At 69.6% G+C, this 17,737-nt stretch carries 8 protein-coding genes; 3 read left to right on the forward strand and 5 right to left on the reverse strand.

Annotation, left to right across the window (positions count from 1 at the left end; all coding sequences use genetic code 11):
* The first annotated feature begins 30 nt into the window (after positions 1-30).
* Both ACFVBH_RS34250 and ACFVBH_RS34255 read left to right on the forward strand, forming a co-directional pair.
* Positions 31-2,184: a 3-hydroxyacyl-CoA dehydrogenase NAD-binding domain-containing protein gene (locus ACFVBH_RS34250; RefSeq protein WP_379008137.1), complete on the forward strand. Its 2,154-nt coding sequence runs from the start codon at positions 31-33 to the stop codon at positions 2,182-2,184.
* Between the two features lie 299 nt (positions 2,185-2,483).
* Positions 2,484-6,020, forward strand: a complete 3,537-nt coding sequence (locus tag ACFVBH_RS34255) for a protein kinase (RefSeq protein ID WP_379008139.1) — start codon at positions 2,484-2,486, stop codon at positions 6,018-6,020.
* Between the two features lie 30 nt (positions 6,021-6,050).
* Here the strand turns inward: ACFVBH_RS34255 and ACFVBH_RS34260 are convergent, their stop codons facing one another.
* The 5 genes from ACFVBH_RS34260 to ACFVBH_RS34280 all read right to left on the reverse strand — a co-directional run bounded on the left by ACFVBH_RS34260 (position 6,051) and on the right by ACFVBH_RS34280 (position 16,317).
* Entirely contained in the window at positions 6,051-7,367 is a 1,317-nt protein-coding gene (locus tag ACFVBH_RS34260) for a class I SAM-dependent methyltransferase (RefSeq protein WP_379008142.1), read from the reverse strand.
* On the reverse strand, positions 7,364-8,797 hold the full coding sequence (locus tag ACFVBH_RS34265; RefSeq protein WP_379008734.1) for an FAD-binding oxidoreductase: 1,434 nt from the start codon (positions 8,795-8,797) through the stop codon (positions 7,364-7,366). The genes ACFVBH_RS34260 and ACFVBH_RS34265 overlap by 4 nt, the downstream gene beginning before the upstream one ends.
* Before the next feature lie 182 nt (positions 8,798-8,979).
* The gene (locus ACFVBH_RS34270; protein ID WP_379008144.1) at positions 8,980-9,423 is read right to left on the reverse strand and encodes a hypothetical protein; all 444 of its coding nucleotides are present in this window, start codon (positions 9,421-9,423) and stop codon (positions 8,980-8,982) included.
* Positions 9,424-9,603: 180 nt separating this feature from the next.
* The gene (locus ACFVBH_RS34275) at positions 9,604-10,266 is read right to left on the reverse strand and encodes a hypothetical protein (protein WP_379008146.1); all 663 of its coding nucleotides are present in this window, start codon (positions 10,264-10,266) and stop codon (positions 9,604-9,606) included.
* A 132-nt stretch (positions 10,267-10,398) separates the two neighbouring features.
* A complete protein-coding gene (locus tag ACFVBH_RS34280) occupies positions 10,399-16,317 on the reverse strand; it encodes a pentapeptide repeat-containing protein (protein ID WP_379008148.1) in 5,919 nt (1,972 codons plus the stop codon).
* A 148-nt stretch (positions 16,318-16,465) separates the two neighbouring features.
* On the opposite strand from ACFVBH_RS34280, the gene ACFVBH_RS34285 reads away from it, so the two are divergent.
* The gene (locus tag ACFVBH_RS34285) at positions 16,466-17,731 is read left to right on the forward strand and encodes an SLC13 family permease (RefSeq protein ID WP_379008150.1); all 1,266 of its coding nucleotides are present in this window, start codon (positions 16,466-16,468) and stop codon (positions 17,729-17,731) included.
* Positions 17,732-17,737: the final 6 nt, after the last annotated feature.

Genomic DNA, 17,737 nt, shown 5'->3' on the forward strand with positions numbered 1-17,737 from the left:
ACCGACTTTTCTCGAGGAGAACCAAAAACTATGAGTGAGAACATGATCGGCTGGGAAAAGGACGCCGACGGCATCGTCGTGCTGACCATGGACGACCCCAACCAGGGCGCCAACACCATGAACCAGCTGTACAAGGACTCCATGAAGGCGACCGTCGATCGCCTCGTGGCCGAGAAGGACGACATCACCGGTGTCGTGCTGACCTCCGCGAAGAAGACCTTCTTCGCCGGCGGTGACCTCAAGAACATGATGAAGACCACCCCGGAGAACGCGGCGGACATCATGGAGGAGCTCACCTCCATCAAGGGCGACCTGCGTCGCCTGGAGACCCTCGGCAAGCCGGTCGTCTCGGCGATCAACGGCGCGGCCCTCGGCGGCGGCCTGGAGATCACCCTCGCGACCCACTACCGCATCGCGGCCGACGTCAAGGGCGTCCAGCTGGGCCTGCCCGAGGTTTCCCTCGGCCTGCTCCCGGCCGGCGGCGGCGTCACCCGCATCACCCGCATGCTCGGCATCGCGAACGGCCTCATGGGTGTTCTGTTGCAGGGCAACAAGTTCAACCCGGCCAAGGCCAAGGCCACCGGCCTGATCAACGAGGTCGTCGGCTCGGTCGAGGAGCTCGTCCCCGCCGCCAAGGCGTGGATCAAGGCCAACCCGGACAAGGGCGTGCAGCCCTGGGACGTCAAGGGCTACAAGATCCCCGGCGGCACCCCGTCCACCCCGGCCCTGGCCGCGAACCTCCCGGCCTTCCCGGCCAACCTGCGCAAGCAGATCAAGGGCCAGAACATGCCCGCGCCGCGCGCGATCATGTCCGCGGCCGTCGAGGGCGCGCAGGTCGATTTCGACAACGCCTCGCTCATCGAGTCGCGCTACTTCGTCTCGCTGCTGACCGGCCCGGTCGCGAAGAACATGATCCAGGCGTTCTTCTTCGATCTGCAGTCGATCAACAACGGCGGATCGCGTCCCAAGGACGTGCCCAAGCGTGAGATCAAGAAGATCGGCGTGCTGGGCGCGGGCATGATGGGCGCGGGCATCGCGTACGTCTCCGCCAAGGCCGGCTACGACGTCGTCCTCAAGGACGTCACCATCGAGGCCGCCAACAAGGGCAAGAACTACTCCGAGAAGATCGAGGAGAAGGCGCTCTCCCGTGGCAAGACCACCCCGGAGAAGTCGGCCGCGCTGCTCGCCAAGATCCACCCGACCGCCGATGCGAAGGACTTCGCCGGAGTCGACTTCGTGATCGAGGCCGTCTTCGAGAACCCCGAGCTCAAGGCCAAGGTCTTCGGCGAGATCGAGGACATCGTCGACGCCGACGCGCTGCTGGGCTCGAACACCTCGACCCTGCCGATCACCCTGCTGTCCAACGGCGTCAAGCGCGCCGAGGACTTCATCGGCATCCACTTCTTCTCCCCCGTGGACAAGATGCCGCTGGTCGAGATCATCCGTGGCGAGAAGACCTCGGACGAGGCCCTGGCCCGCGTGTACGACTACACCCTGGCGATCCGCAAGACCCCGATCGTGGTCAACGACAGCCGCGGCTTCTTCACCTCTCGCGTCATCGGCACGTTCATCAACGAGGCCATCATGATGCTCGAGGAGAACATCGATCCGCAGACCATCGAGCAGGTCGGCCTGCAGGCGGGCTACCCGGCCGCGCCGCTGAAGCTGAGCGACGAGCTCAACTTCGAGACCATGCAGAAGATCTTCAAGGAGACCCGTGCCGCGGCCGAGGCCGAGGGCAAGGTCATCTCCGCCGCTTCGCTGGCCTCGGGCAACGTGATCGGCACCATGATCGACAAGTTCGATCGCAAGGGCAAGCTGCACGGCGCCGGCTTCTACAACTACGTCGACGGCAAGACCGCCGGCATCTGGGAGGGCCTGCGCGAGGCCTTCGGTTCCCAGCGTGAGCTCCCCGAGGGCGTCACCCTGCAGGATCTGAAGGACCGCATGCTCTTCATCGAGGCCATCGAGACCCAGAAGTGCTTCGACGAGGGCGTGCTCACCACCACGGCCGACGCGAACATCGGCTCGATCTTCGGCATCGGCTACCCGGCCTGGACCGGTGGCGTGCACCAGTTCATCGTGGGCTACCCGGGCGGCACCGCCGGCTTCGTGGCTCGCGCCGACGAGCTGGCCGCCAAGTTCGGTGAGCGCTTCGAGGTTCCGGCTTCGCTGCGCAAGTAGTCGAGTGGCGGCGTCCGCGCCGCCGATGACGACCGGCACCGCCCGGGTCACGATTCTCGTGACCCGGGCGGTGTGCTTTCCGGTCTCCGTGCTGGCGTTTCGTGCCCGATCCGGCGAAACCCGCGCTACGTTGGGAATATGTACGGGTTGCGCATCGGACCACCCGTCCGTTCGGTGTGTGCGCTCGTGTCGAGTTCGAGGTGGGCAGAGACGTGAACTCACAGCCTGACCCGGGAGGCCCCCGGAGAGCACCCTCCCGAGTCGAAAACGCCACCGAGGCATACGTTCCCGTGTCGATCGTGGACGAGCTCGAAGCCATGGGGCTGGCCGAGGCGCAGGAGATCGGCCGGGGTGGTTTCGGTGTGGTCTACCGCTGCACGCAGCGGGTGCTCGATCGCGTCGTGGCGGTGAAGGTGCTGTCCTCGGAGATCGACGACGAGAGCCGCGAGCGTTTCCTGCGCGAGGAACACGCCATGGGCCGCCTGTCCGGGCATCCGAACATCGTGGACATCTTGCAGGTGGACGTGACGGCGAGCGGGCGGCCGTACATCGTGATGCCCTTCGCCACGCACGGCTCGCTCGAACGGCTGGTCCGGGACAACGGCCCGCTCGGCTGGTCCGATTCGCTGCGGGTGGGGGTGAAGCTGGCGGGCGCGATCGAGACCGCGCATCGCGCGCAGGTGCTGCACCGCGACGTGAAACCGGCCAATGTGCTGCTGAGCCGGTACGGGGAGCCCATGCTCACCGATTTCGGGATCGCCCGCATTCCCGGTGGATTCCGGACCTCGACCAGTCTGATCAGCGGATCGCCCGCGTTCACCGCGCCCGAGGTGCTCAAGGGCGAGGAGCCCACCGTGCGCTCGGACGTGTACGGGCTCGGGTCCACCCTGTTCGCGCTGCTGACCGGGCACGCCGCCTACGAGCGGCAGTCGGGGGAGAAGATCATCGCGCAGTTCCTGCGCATCACCAGCCAGCCGGTGCCGGACCTGCGCGAGCAGGACATTCCCGCCGACGTGGCGGCGGCCATCGAGGCGGCCATGGCCCCGGATCCGCGGCACCGGCCCGCCTCGGCCGTCGAGTTCGGTGATCTGCTGCGCACCGTGCAGTCCGGGCACGGGCAGGTACCGGACGAAATGGCGCTGCTGGACGGCGATATCTCCGGCCCGGACACCGAATACGATGACAGCCGGTACTTTTCGCGCCAGCGCACCGGGACGGCGGTGCCCGGCGCCCGCAATCGCTCGATGACCCTGCGCCCGCCCACCGGGTCCGAGACCGGCGCCCGATCCGGTGATCCGGGCAGCGGTGACTTTCCGGTCCTGGGCAACACGCTGCCGCCCACGGCCACCACGAAATTCCGGCCGCCCACGCTCGCGCGCGAGCCGGTGCCGCGCCCGCGCCTGCTGGAAACGCTGCGCCAGGGCGGGCGGCGGCGGCTGGCGGTGCTGCACGGCCCGGCGGGTTTCGGCAAGAGCACCCTGGCCACCCAGTGGTGTGCCGAGCTCACCGATCGCGGGGTCGCGGTCGCCTGGCTGGGCATCGATCGCGACGACGATCACGAGGTGTGGCTGCTCGCGCACATGATCGCGGCCATTCGCCGGGTGCGCCCGGAGATCGGGGCCGGGCTCGAACAGGTGCTGGAGGAACGGCCCGCCGAGGCGGTGCCGTACGCGATCTCCGCGCTCATCGACGAGGTGCACGCGAGCGGATCCTCGGTGGTGGTGATGGTGGAGGACTGGCATCGCATCACCGACGCCGGCGCGCAGCGCGTGCTGGAGTCGTTGCTGGACAACGGATGTCATCATCTGCGATTCGTGGTCACGAGCCGCGAGCGCGCCGGGCTGCCGCTGAGCCGGATGCAGGTGGCCGACGAACTGGTCGAAATCGATTGCGATCAACTGAGTCTCACCGAGGATGAGACCAGGCAGATCCTGGTGGATCGCAACGGACTCGAACTCACCGACCGGCAGGTGGAGCAGATTCACGCCGCCGCGGGCGGCTGGCCCGCGGCCATTCAGCTGGCGAGCCTGTCCCTGCGCGGTGCGCAGCGGGACGCCGATCAGCTCATCGCCCGGCTCTCGGGCGACAGCAAGGCCATACGCGAGTACCTCGCGGAGAACGTGCTGAATCAGCTCGAACCGGCGATGCTCGAGTTCCTGAGCGCGGTCGCGGTCCCCGAGCGGGTCAACGCCTCCCTCGCGACGGCGCTGAGCGGCGCGGCGGACGCCGGGAGCCTGCTGGAGCAGGCCGAGGCGCGCGAGCTGTTCGTGCACCGGGTCTCCGACGATTCCCAGTGGTTCCGGATGCAGCCCATGGTGGCCGAGCACCTGCGCGCCCGGCTCGAACGCGCGCAACCCGGGCAGGTCAAGGCGCTGCACCGGCGGGCAGCGCGCTGGTTCGCCGAACACCAGATGCTGCGGCAGTCGGTGGATCACGCCATGGCGGCCACCGACTTCAAGTACGCCCTCGATCTCATCGAGAGCGGTGGCATGGACCTCATCGATCGCTCCCGGCTGGCCACCCTGTTCGGGACGGTGTCGAAACTGCCGGTGCAGCAGGTGACTTCGCGCTCCAAACTGCTGATGGCGCTGGCCCGCGCGAACGTGAACCTGCAGCAGTCCGGGGCCGCGCGCACCGCGCTGGGCCGGCTGTCGAACATGCTGGCCCGCAGTTCGCCGCAGGATGCCGAGGCCGTCATCCAGCGCTGCCAGGCCGCCGTGCTGGCCGCCGCCGACCAGGTGGCGCGCGATCGCACCGACGGGGTGCTGGACCAGCTCACCGATTCGCTGCGCCTGGTCGACGAGCTGCCCGCCTGGACGGTGTCCACCGCGGCGAATCTCGCGTCCTTCGTGCGGCTCTGCGAGTTCGACTTCGACGGCGCGCGTGCCACCCAGGAGTGGGCGCGGCCGTATCACGAACGCTCCGGTGATCCGCTGGGCGCGGTGTTCGGCCGCTGCGGTCTGGGTGCGGCCGCCTACGAACAGCTCGACATCCGGACCGCCACGGCGTGTTTCGAACAGGCGTGGCAGATCGCCCGCGATCGCTCCGGCCCGCGATCGCACCCGGCGCGGGTGGCGAGTGCGCTGCTCGGTGAATTGGCCTATCGCCGTGGGGATCTGGAGGGCGCCGAACGACTGCTGGATCAGAGTCGCGAGTTGCCGGCGCGGGTCGGCCCGATCGACTTTCTGGTGAGCACCTTCGTCATCGGCGCGCGGGTCAAAGCGGTGCTCGGCGACGCCGGCGCGGCTGCCGCCCGGCTGGACGAGGGCGCGCGTATCGCGGTGGAGCGCAAGCTGCCTCGCCTCGCCGCCCGGATCCGCGCCGAACGGCTGCGGCTGGAGCTGCCCGCCGAGCCCGGGGCGGGTTCGGCGGGTGATCCGCCGCCGCGGCCGGTCCACCATCTCACCGGTGCGGCGGCGCTGACCGCCGAGGCCGAGGAGATCGCCGCCATTCGCGCCCTGCTGGCACGGCACCATCGCGGTGAGGATCCCGCCGTGCCCGACGAGCTGGCCCCGCTGGGCACCGCCGACACCGCGGTCAAACGCGCCCGCGCCCTGCACGCCCGCACCCGCGAGAAGAACCGTCCCCGCGCCGAACTCGACGCGGCCCTGCTACTGGCCGAAGCGCTGGCCACCGCCCGCTGGCAGGGCGAGGCGATCAGCGTCCTGATCCCGGTCGTGATCACCTGCGCCGACCTCGGCTGGACCCGGCCGCTGCTGGACGCGGGACCCGGCATCCTCGGCCTGCTGCGCACCCTGCGCACCGAAATGTCCCTGGGCACAGGCGGATCCGATCCGCAGGAGCTGCCCCGGGCATTTCTGGATTCGCTCGTCTGAGCAATCGCAGGGTGCGTCCAGGCTTACCGCCTAGGGCTGCCACCAGGGGCGCAGCGGGACCGTCCAGGCCTGGTCCGGGCCGTTCTTGACGCCCAGGACCTGGTGCAGCTGCACCACACCGCGCTCGAAGCCGAGCTGACAGCCCGCCATGTACAGACCCCACACCTTGGCCGTACCCTCGCCGACCTCCTCGACCGCGGCATCCCAGTTCTTCACCAGGTTGTCGCACCATTCGGCCAGGGTCAGGGCGTAGTGGCGGCGCAGGTTCTCCTCGTGCAGCACCTCGAGACCCACGTTCTGGATCTCGGAGATGATGCGGCCCGAGCCGGTGAGCTCGCCGTCGGGGAAGACGTACCGGTCGATGAAATCCCCGGCCCTACTGGTGTGCTTGTTGTCCGGGCGGGTGATGCAGTGGTTCAGGAACAGCCCGCCGTCGCGCAGCTTGGATTGGATGAACTCGAAGTACGCGGGGTAGTTGTGGACGCCGATGTGCTCGGTCAGGCCGATGGAGGACACGGCGTCGAACGAATCCTCGGCGATATCGCGGTAATCCGAGTGCCGCACCTCGGCCAGGCCCGACAGGCCTTCCGCCGTGATCCTGGCCTGCGCCCATTCGGCCTGCTCGGCCGAGAGCGTCGCGCCGATGACGCGAACGCCCCGCTTGGCGGCGTAGCGCACCATTCCGCCCCAGCCGCAGCCGATGTCGAGCAGCCGGTCGCCGACCTTCAGGTTCAGCTTGTCGAAGACGAGGCGGTACTTGTTCTCCTGCGCCTGCTCGAGGTTCCAGGCTTCGTCCCCGTACACCGCGCAGGTGTAGGTCATCGACTCGCCGAGTACGTACTCGTAGAAGGTGTTCGAGACGTCGTAGTGGTGGTGGATGGCCTCGGCGTCGCGAGTCTTGGAGTGCCGCAACCCTTCCAGGGCGATGCGCCGCCAGCGCGGCAGGGTCTCCTGCGGCGGCGGGGCGACCGGCTTGAGCAGTTCCCAGCCGAGCGATCGGGCGATGACCACCAGCTGCATGGCGGTCGGGCGGCGGAACTTCATGCTCGCCATGGCCTTGAGCAGCTCGTACGGATCACCGGGGTGCGCGCCGTGAATGCGCATGTCACCGGAGATGTAGGCGCGTGCCATACCCAGATCGCCGGGTGCGTTGGCGACGTAGTTCACCCCGCGCGGATTGACGATCTCGAGCCCGAACTCGGAGTTCGCGGGTCCGGTGCTGCTGCCGTCGTACGCGGTGAAGCGCACGGGCATCGGTCCCTCGATGAGGGACTCGAATATCTCGGCGATCGTGAGCTTGGTACCTAGCTCTGCGAACACCTCGGAACGGTCCTTGAATGTGGTCACTTGCGTTGCACCGCCTTCGAATACAGGTCGAGTAGTCGATGATCCGGGTTGTAGTCCTTCTCGAGGCGGGCGTAGGTGCCGCCGCCGTAGTACAGCTCGGCGAACTCCTCGGGTCCGTAATAGGAATCCGAGTAGAGCGATTTGTGGCCGTCGAGCTCGGAGACCTTGCGCTCGATGGCACGGTTGGCCCCGCCCTCGGGCTGCCCGGGCGTGGTGGCCACGGCAGACCAGAAGCCGACGTTCACGTAGCTGCGTCCCGGTTCGAGCGGGTACAGCGGCCAGGGTCGGCCGGTGCCGTTGTCGTCACGCAATCGCAAGGGGCACAACCAGATCGGTTCGATGGGAATATCGCGCAGGAACCATTCCAGGAAATCGGCGGTGCGTTCGATCGGCACCTCTATGTCCTGCACTACCCGCTCGCGGGGCGGATTACCCTGGCGGGCTTCGAGTTTGTCGCCGATGTGGTACTTGTGATCGAGCGCGATGAGCTTCCAATAGAAGCTGCTGCGCCGGTATCGCTGCGGCCACCAGCGCCGGATCTTCGGGTTCTGCGCACCGAAGGCGCGTGAGCACCAGAACCAGTCGGTGTCCCAGCGCCAGAGGTAGTCGGAGATGGTGAGCCGGTCGCGTTTGGGCCGGTCGGAGTCGTGCTGCAGGGACCGGTAGAAGATCTCCATGCCGGTGTAGTCGCTGACCGGGCCGGGCTCGTCGGTCTGGCGGCCGAGCACCAGGTAGCTCTCGTCGGCGGTGAACACCACGCCGTCGAGGTAATCGACCTGCTCACCGGCGTACGAGCGGTCGGAGACGATGCGCGCCATCTCGGCCTCCAGCTCCCGTAAATCATGAAACCGTATGTGGCGCAGTGCCACATACGGTTTCACCGGTTCGAGCTCGATCTTCAGCCGGGTGGAGTATCCGAGGGTGCCGTAGGAGTTGGGGAAACCGCGGAACAGATCCGCGTGCTCGCCGTCCGGGGTGGCGGTGATGATCTCGCCCGCCCCGGTGAGCACATCGATCTCCAGGACCGATTCGTGCGGTAGCCCGTTGCGGAAGGACGTGGACTCGATGCCCAGGCCGGTCACCGCGCCGCCCAGGGTGATGGTCTTGAGTTGCGGCACCACCAGCGGCGCGAGCCCGTACTGCAGGGTGACCGCGACCAGGTCCTCGTAGGTGGTCATGCCCGCCACCTCGGCGGTGCGCTGTTCCGGGTCGACCGCGATGACCTGCGTCAATCCCGAGACGTCGAGCCCGGGCGCGGTGTTCTTCGCCCGTGCCCGGAAGAGATTGGAGGTCTTCTTGGCCAGCCGGATGTTCGCATCGGGCGGGATGGCACGATAGGAGGCCAGGAGTCGATCGACCCCGGCCTGATACGCGGCGAACCCAGATTCGCGTGCGGCCGGTGCGCGGCCAGCCAACCCCAACAGACTCACTGCCACCCTCGGAACGCTAGCGTGCACCGACCGGTACGGCCAGCAAGCGCACACCGGCGGGGCGGTTTTTCACACACAGTTAGCATGCGACGATGTGGCCCCCAGCAGCCACGCTTCGAGTCTATTCCCGCTCCGACCGTGAGAATAGTTACTTCGGCTAATTGCCTGAGGATTGCGGTGTGTCAGTGCGGCTTTGGGTCACGAGTTGGATACGGATGCGCTTCGGTGGGCGGGTGGAGCAGGGTTGAATGCTCGATCGGCGGCTTGTGCGCGGCCGGCCGGGGCGGCTCGGGATCGGGGATCGGGCCGACCGGGGGCGGCGCATAGAACTGCTGCGGTGCGGGGAACCCGGGGCCGGGCACCGGGTGCTGCGGGCCGGGATACGAGTATTGCGGGCCGGGCGGAAGGCCGTACCCGGCGGCTGGCGGGTACGGGTAGCCGCCGAAGACCGGTTGCGGCCCGCGCTCGCGGGCCCGCTTCTGGTCGCCCAGCGCCACGATCAGCCAGACGGTCCCGCCCAGGAACACGATGCCGCCGATGCCGGCGGAGGTCCATTTCTCCTCGGTGTTGGTACTGCGCTGGCTCGAATAGCTGCGGGTCGTCGAGTTGCCGTTCTCGGTCGTCACGCACCGCTCGCCCGGTCGCATCTGCTCGTCGCCGCACATGACCTTGCCGCGGTCTCCGATGGCCAGGGAGACGAGACTGAGGCCCCCATCAGGAACCCGAACACGAGTACGGCGATGGCGCCCTTGACCGCGTTGCTGATGATGCTCTCCCCCGGGTGAATTCGCTTGTGCGGCAGCTGTTCAGCGCGGGCGCTGCGGATAGCCGGGCTGCTGCGGGTACGGCTGCTGCCCGTAGCCGGGCTGCGGCTGGTAGGGCTGACCCGCGGGCGCGTACTGCGGCGCGGGCGGATACCCCTGCGGCGCGGCGTAGCCGGGCTGCTGACCGTACGCGGGCTGACCGTACTGCGGCTGCTGGCCATAGGGGGCGGGCTGGGGGTAGGGCGCGGGCTGACCGTAGGCGGGTTGCTGACCGTAGGCGGGGGCCTGCGGCGCGGGCTGTGCGTACGGATTGGGCTGGGCGTACGGGTTCGGCTGCCCGTAGGGATTGGGCTGGGCGTACGGGTTGGGCGCACCGCCGCCGGACGGCGGGTTGGGCGTGTTGCCCGAGCCCCGGCGGATCTCGCGGACCAGCATGAACCCGCCGCCGACGATCATCAGCGTCCCGATGCCGAACAGGATCCACGGGGTGGAGCCGTTGCTGTCCTTCTGTTCGTCGTAGGTGCGGGTGGTGGTGCGGCCCTTGCGGGTGGTGTCGCAGGTGTCGCCGGGGGACATCACCCGGCTGCCGCACTTCACCGTGCCGTCGTCGCTCAGCGTGCTCACGCCGCCGAACAGCAGGGCGCATCCGATGACTATGGAGAGAACGTAGGACAGCACGTTCTTGACGCGGCGAACGGAGTGCATGGTGGAGCGATTCCCCTCGAATAAAACCCGTAGAACAGACAATCCGGTCGTGCAGGATCGCGGCGAAGCATAACCGGGTGGTGGCCCGCTGCCCACTGGAATGGGCGTCCGCCCAGTTGGGCGGCCCCCTCGTCACAGCGGTTCGTCGAGTTCCAGTTGCCGAATCTGCGGCAGATACGAATTCAGCTCGCCCGCTTCGAATCTGCGCATGCCGATCACATGCCAGAACTGCCCGTCGGTGAGTCCCTCGGTCTTGTAGCGGCCGTCCGGGGTGAACGCCGCCCAGCCCTCGGGCCAGCCGAGCAGGGTCGCCCGCTGGGCCGGGGGAGCGTCGTCGGCGCCACAGCTCCACAGCATGACGCTGCCGTCGTTGCCGCCGCTGGCGAGCAGCCCGCCGGTGCGGGCGAAAGCCAGCGAGCGCACCCGGTAGCGGTGCCCGGTCAGGGTGTGCAGGTGCCGTCCGGAGGTGATGTCCCACAGGTGAATCGCCAGATCGTCGCCCGCGGTGGCGAGCATCCCGGTGCGCGGATCGATCGCGACGCACCACAGTTTGCCGCCGTGCCGGGTGAGCCGGTGCACCGTCGCGCCGCCGCCGATGTCCCAGATCCGCACCTCGGCGTCCCAGGACACGCTGGCCAGTCGATCGCCGTGAAAAGCCACCCCGTACACGCGATCCCGATGCCCGCGCAGGGTGTGCAGCAGGGTTCCGGAGGCGACGTCCCAGACCCGGACCTCGGAGTCGTCGCAGCCGGTGGCCATGCGCGCGCCCGCGGCGTCGAACGCGATCGAGCGCACCCGCCCGCGATGATCACGGCAGACCGCGTGCTCGCCGCCGGTGTTGCGGGTCCACATGGTGACGCTGTCGTCGTCGTTGGCCGTGGTGACCAGGCGGCCGTCCGGACTGTAGGCGGTGGCCCACACCGGCGCGGCGTCGATGCTGATGTGCCGCTCGTGGGTCGCGGTGCCGATGTCGAACACGCTGAGCCTGCCGTCGTTGCCGGTCGTGGTGAGCTGACCGGGCCGAGCCGGGTTGAAGATGGCCGACTCCAGGTTCACCGGACGATCGGCGTCGCCGCGCAGATGTTCGGTGAGCCGGCCGGTGGCGGCGTCCCACAGTCGCACGTCGCCGTCGTTGCCGCAGGCCGCGAGCACCGCGCCGGTGGCGTCGAAGGAGACCGTGCGCACGTGGCGGCCGTGCCCGGTGAGCACGTGCCGGCACTCTCCGGTCACCGGATCCCAGACGCGCAGCGCGAATTGATCGTCGGCCACGGCCAATTGCCCGCCGTCCGGGCGGAAGACGAACGGCCAGATGGATCCCGTGTGCCCGGTGAGGCGATGCCGGGGCGCGCCGGTGCGCCCGTCGCGCACCAGAATCGAGCCGGTGGCGTCGCCGCTGGCCAGCAGGTCCCCGCTCGATTCGAAGGCGAGCCAGTGGATGGGCGCGGTGCCGTGCTCGGCGCCGGTGTGCAGCACCGCCCCGGTGTCCAGGCGCCACAGCATGATTCCGCCCGCGGTGTCGCCGCTGGCCAGCAGCGGCTCGGTGGGATGGAAGGCGAGCGTGTACACGATGTCCCGGTGCCCGGGCAGCTCTCGCACGGGCCGGCAGCCGGCCGGATCCCACAGCGCCAGCACGCCGTCGGCGCCGCAGACGGCCAGCAGCCGCCCGGTCGGATCCCAGGCCACGCGGCGCAGCGAATCTGTCTGCGCCCGAAAGGTTCCCGTCTCGGTGCCGGTGTGCACCCGGAAGATGCGGACGGTGCCGTCCTGGTAGCCCGCCGCCACCTGATCGCCGTGGAAGGCGATGCTGACGATGCGCTGGCGCTGTCCGCGCGGGGCGGCGAAGCGGTAGCGCAACTCGCCGGCGGGCAGCGACCACAGGCGCAGCACGCCGTCGGCGTCGCCGGTGGCCAGCTGATCGCCGGTGACGTTCACCTCCAGCGGCCACGGCCATTTCTCGTGGTCCGACAGTATTCTCAGCGCCTCACCGGTGGTGGCGTCCCAGATGCGGACGGTGTTGTCCGCGGAGCCGGTGACCAGTACCTGCGCCGTGTAGGCGACCGCGAACGCGCGGGCCCGGTGTCCCTGCAGGGTGCGCAGCACGCGCCCGGTGTCCGCGCCGTAGATGACCACGCCCCCGTAGTCGCAGCCCAGGGCCAGGACACCGCCGTCCGGGCTGTAGGCCAGCGGCCGGGGCAGGCGGCCGTGCCTGGTGTCGAAGCCGTGCATGACCCCGACCGCGGCCGGCGCGAACTCGGTGCCGGGCGGGGTGCCCGGCACCCGGGCCGAACCGGTCAGCTCGGTCCGCGCCGGCAGCCCGATGACCTCGAGCAATGCGGCCCGGGTCCACACCGTGCCGTGCCGCAGGGTCGCGGTCAGGTTGGTGCGGGCCAGGCGGGCCCCGGTCAGATCGGCCTGGCACAGATTCGCCCCGATCAGCGACGCCTGATCGAGCTGGGCGCGGTGCAGGCGGGCGTTGCGCAGGTCGGCGTTGCGCAGGTCGGCGCCGATGAGCTGGGCTTCGGTGAGATCGGCCCCGCGCAGGTCCGCGCCGATCAGCGAGGCCCGGTCGAGCCGGGCGCGGTGCAGGCGGGCGTCGCGCAGGTCGGCGTTGCGCAGGTCCGCGCCGATGAGGTGGGCTTCGGTGAGATCGGCCCCGCGCAGATCGGCCCCGGCCAGCGCGGCCTGCTCCAGATCGGCCCCGGTGGCGTCGGCGCCGGCCAGTACCGCGCCGTCGAGGGTGGCCTCGAACAGCCGGGTCCGGCGCAGGACGGCGCCGGTGAGGTCGGCGCGGCGCAGGTCCCGATAGGACAGGTCCTGCTCGCCGAGGTCGATGCCGCGCAACGGGGTATCCGGGGCCGTGCGCAACCTGGCGGTGATGCGCTCGGCGTTGTGCCGGGCGATGTCGTGGGCCGCCGGATCCTCGAGCACCCGACGGATCCAGGCCCGCAGCAGCCCGAGATCGGTGAGATCGCAGAGGAATTCGATGCCCAGCGGGGTCAACTCGGCCTGTTCCAGCGGCGGCGGCGCACTCGCGCCCGCGGCGAACTCGACCGAAACATGCTTGGCCACCAGCCAATCCGCGACCGAGGGATGAATGAAGCCGAACAGATTGTCCTCGGCGCGCACCAGCAGACTGCGCGAGCCGATGATGTGCGCGGACAGCGGCGCGCTGCGCCGTCCCGGATCGGTGAGGTCGTCGACTTCGCGTGCGACGTCGGTCAATTCGGCCAGCGTCAGGTAGGGCTCGCCCGCCTCCCACACGCGCAGCGCGAACGCGGTGATCGCCTGCCACAGCTCCTCGACGCGCAACCCGGTCTGCGCGCCCGCCTGTTCGGGCGAGCGCTCGACCTCGTAGGTCAGCCAGGACTCGAGGATCTCCCGGTACAGCCGGGTCGGGCCGATGAGCTGCCCGGATCCGGCCGCGGCCCGCAGCCGGTGCTCGTCGATCTCGGCGATGAAACTCAGCATGCGCGGATTGCGGGCCATGGCCAGCAGATCCGGGATGCCGCGCAGCAGCCGCATCCGGTCCTCCGGCGGCGGGCCCGCGCCCACATCCGGCATGAGCGAGGCGCGATTGACCAGGAACGAGCGGACCTGGTCGGGGGTGAAGTCCTCGATATTGATCACCCGCCGGCCCGACAGTTCGTCGAATCGCCTGCCCAGCGCCCCGGACACCTGATCGCGGGACTTGAAGTGCTGGGTGCGCGCGGCGACCACGACCTTGGCTCGGCCCACCGCCGCCTGCAGCAGCGTGTCCATGTGGTCGGCCGCGCTCTCGTAGCTGAGCCGGGACAGCAGTTCGTCGAAGCCGTCGAACAGCAGCACCACCCGGCCCTGTTCGAGCAGGTAGTCGAGCGCGCCCAGATCGATGCGGTCCTCGCCGTTGTCGGCCAGGTGCGCGGCCACCAGGGTGTGCACCGAGCGCGTCCGATCGAGGGTGCGCAGTTCGATGAACAGCGGCAGCAGCGTGGGCTGGGTTTCGCCGATGCGCCGGGCCAGCTCGCGCAGGGCGAAGGTCTTGCCCCGCCCGAAATCGCCGAGCAGCAGCACGAACCGGCCGTCGTCCCCGGTGACCAGGCGCATCAGCGTGCCGATGAGATCGTCGCGGATCTCCTGCGCGCCCGGCTCCACCATGCGGAAGCGCTGGGGCACATACAGTCCCGGCGGATAGCGCGGATCGTTGCGCAGTTGCTCGGCCTGTTTGCGCAGGTAGTCGTCGAGATCCAGCAGCCCCTGGAAGTCGGAGAAGCTGCGCACCCGGACGCCGTCGGCGGCCGCCCGCTCCCGTACCTCGGGTGTCGGCCGGGGTCCCCGGTAGACCAGCTCGGAGCCGGGCTCCGGCTGCCCGCGCAGGAACCGGTCCAGCACCGCCTCGGTCACCTCGCCCACGTGTACGCCGATGCGCCGCTGGTCGATGACCCGCCCGCGCTCCTCGGTGATCAGCAGATAGGGATGCTCGGTGGCGCTGCGCCGAATCTTGGCGTCGGGGAACTTGACCGCGCAGATCTCCCGGACGCTGTCCAGCAGTTGCTCGTCGGGTCCCGGCGCGGTCTGCGGGGCCGGCGCGGGACGGTCGGGCTCGTCCGGGCCGAAGGCGGCCGCGCACCGGGCCCAGGGTTCGAGCCAGAAGACCGGTTTCTCCGCCACCGGCGCACAGGGCAGCCGCAGCAGCCCGCCCGCGGTGATGTGGATGAGTTCCGGTCGATCGGGTTCGGCGGCCAGCACCGGCAGTGCGCCGCCGAGCCGGCGGGTGTGCGCGCCGTCCGGACCGGGGCCGTGCAGCAGCAGATTCAGGCGCGGGCCGAGCGCGGCGGCCAGTTTCGGGGCATCGCGCAGCAGCGCCGGATCGTAGGGCGATGCGCTGGAATGCGATACCGCCGCGTGCCGCACGACGCCCACGCGCAGCCACCCCCGCTTCTCGAAATCGCGCAGGCGTTCGGCGAACCAGTTGAGCTGTTCCTCGCCGACCGATCCGTAGTCGCTGTCGGCCAGGTGGGTCGCGGCCATGGTGGAGTTCAGGCCCGCGACCACCACGTGCAGTTCGGGAACAGGGAACAGGGTGTAGGGCTGTCCCACATCGAAAACCAGCTGATCCAGGCCGCGATAGAGGGTGGTGAACAGCTGTGCGAAATGGCCGAGTTTCGGGAAGTAGGGCGGTAGCGGCCTGCGGTCGTTGGCCGCGCAGTCCAGGAAATAGGAATGGCAGGCCAGGGTGGACACGTCGTGATTGCCCGGCACGACCACGACTCGGTCCGGCGCGAGCTTCAGCAGTACGCGCAGCCCGCCGAGGAACGAAATCGCCTGCCGCACTTCGGCGGGGTGGCCGGATTCGGTGAGATCACCGCTCACCACCAGCAGATCGGGCGTCGGCACCCCAGGCTCGCGATCCAGCAGCTCCGAGACCGCGCCCCAGACATGGGATTGCAGGCCCGCGGGATCGCGCGGCTGCCCGGCCGCGGCCAGGCCGCGACCGAAGCGGGGACCGGGCAGATGCAGGATCGACAGTCCGGTGCGCGGCGCGGCCGGTCCGGATCCACCCGGAAAGTCCGGCGCCGTCAGCGGTCTTCGGCCCACCGCCGCTTCCGGGCGCGCGTCGTGGCCCGATCCGGTGGGCGGCGCCGCCGGGCCGGAGCGGGCGGGCAGCCGCGCCGCGCGTTCGAGCAGTTGCCGCCGCGCCGTGTCCTCGGACCGCGCGTCCGCCAGGTCGAGGAATTCGGTATGCGGAGCGAAATCGGCGGGCGCGCAGTCATCTACGCGGACCGCCAGCACCTTGGCGGGGTCCAGGGCGGCCACCGCCCGTCGTTCGGCCGCGCAATCGCGGGAGTCGAGGTAGTTGTGCGAGAACACCGCGACCACGGCCGCGGATTCGCGCAGGCCCTGCCGGGTGAAATCCTCGTAGCTCTCGCCCGCGGCGAAATCCCAGGAGTGCAGCAGCACCCGATAGCGCGCACCTGCGGATTCCAGCTGCCAGGCCAGCCAGGCCGCCCACCGTTCGTCGGCCGGGGAATAACTGATGAAGAAGTCCCGCGGCCACCCTCCCGCCACCGTCACCGTGTCAGTATTGCCCAGCCCGAACCCCTTCGAGGCCGGTCGAATCGAACCCGGCCCGACATATCCCGCCGCGTGGTTCGGTATGCGTGGTTCGGCCGCCGGTGCGGCGCCCGGGGATTCGCGGGCCGGGCCACCGGGGGCGCGGGGCATGTCAACATTGATCATGCGAGAACTCGATTCCGAGCCGCGGGATTCTCCGCTCGCGCGGCTGCGCGCGTCGGTCCGGAACCGGCTGACCGTTCTCGACGGCGTCCGCATCGGTCTGCTCGTTCTCGGATTGCTCTGTGTGGCAACGGGATTGCTGCCGCGCGCCGAGGCGGCGGACAATATGGCCCGCATCGCCCCGCTGCTGCTGTTCCTGGTCAGTGTGATCGTGCTGGCCTCGCTGGCCCGGCGCGCCAAGGTCTTCGACGTGATCGCGCATCGCCTGGCCATCATCGCGGGCGGCAACTACGCGGCGCTGTTCCTGCTGTGCGTGCTGTTCGCCTCGACCACGACCGCGGTGCTGAACCTCGACACCACCGCGGTGCTGCTCACCCCGGTCATGCTGGCCCTGGCGATCCCGGCCCGCATCGCGCCGGTGCCGCTGGCCATGACCACGCTGTGGCTGGCCAATACCGCGAGCCTGCTGCTGCCGGTCTCCAACCTCACCAATCTGCTCGCGGCCGATCGCGTGGCCCTGCACGCGCTGGACTTCGGCGCGAGAATGTGGCTGCCGCAGCTGCTTTCGGTCGGGGTGACCATGGTCTGCCTGTGGCTCTGGTACTGGCGGCGACCGCATCGGGGCGCGGACCGCTACGTCGTGCCGGAGCCGGTGACCCCGGCGGACGCACGCGAACGCGTGCTGCTGTACGCCACCGGGGGTGCGTGCCTGCTGTTCGTGCTCGCGATTCCCTTCGCGGGCGAGCGCATCGAATACGCGGCGGCCGGCGCCGCGCTGATCGCGGTGGCGGCCTTCGGATTCCTGGATCGCAGCGCCCTGCGCTGGTCGCTGTTCCCCTGGCAACTGCTGGTTTTCGTGACCGGGCTGTTCCTGGTCGTCCCCACCCTGGGCCGGTACGGCCTCTCCACGGTCATGAGCACCCTGATCGGTGACGACTCCGGGGCGGCCGGCGCGTTCCGGGCCGCGAGCGCCGGGGCGGGCCTGTCCAATCTCGTGAACAACCTGCCCGCGTACACCGCGGGCGAGGCGGTGATACCCGCCGGGGAACGCGATCAATTGCTGGCCCTGCTGATCGGCACCAACGTCGGCCCGCTGGTCACGCCGTGGGCGTCGCTGGCGACCCTGCTGTGCCTGGAGTTCTGCCGCACCCACGAGGTGCGAATTCCCATGCGGCGCTTCGTGCTCACCGGGTTGGCGCTGGCCGTGCTCGCGACCGGGGCCGCGGTCACCGGTCTGCTGCTGACCGCCTAGCCCGCG

It is taken from the genome of Nocardia sp. NPDC057668, from assembly GCF_042799795.1.
Taxonomy (GTDB): domain Bacteria; phylum Actinomycetota; class Actinomycetes; order Mycobacteriales; family Mycobacteriaceae; genus Nocardia.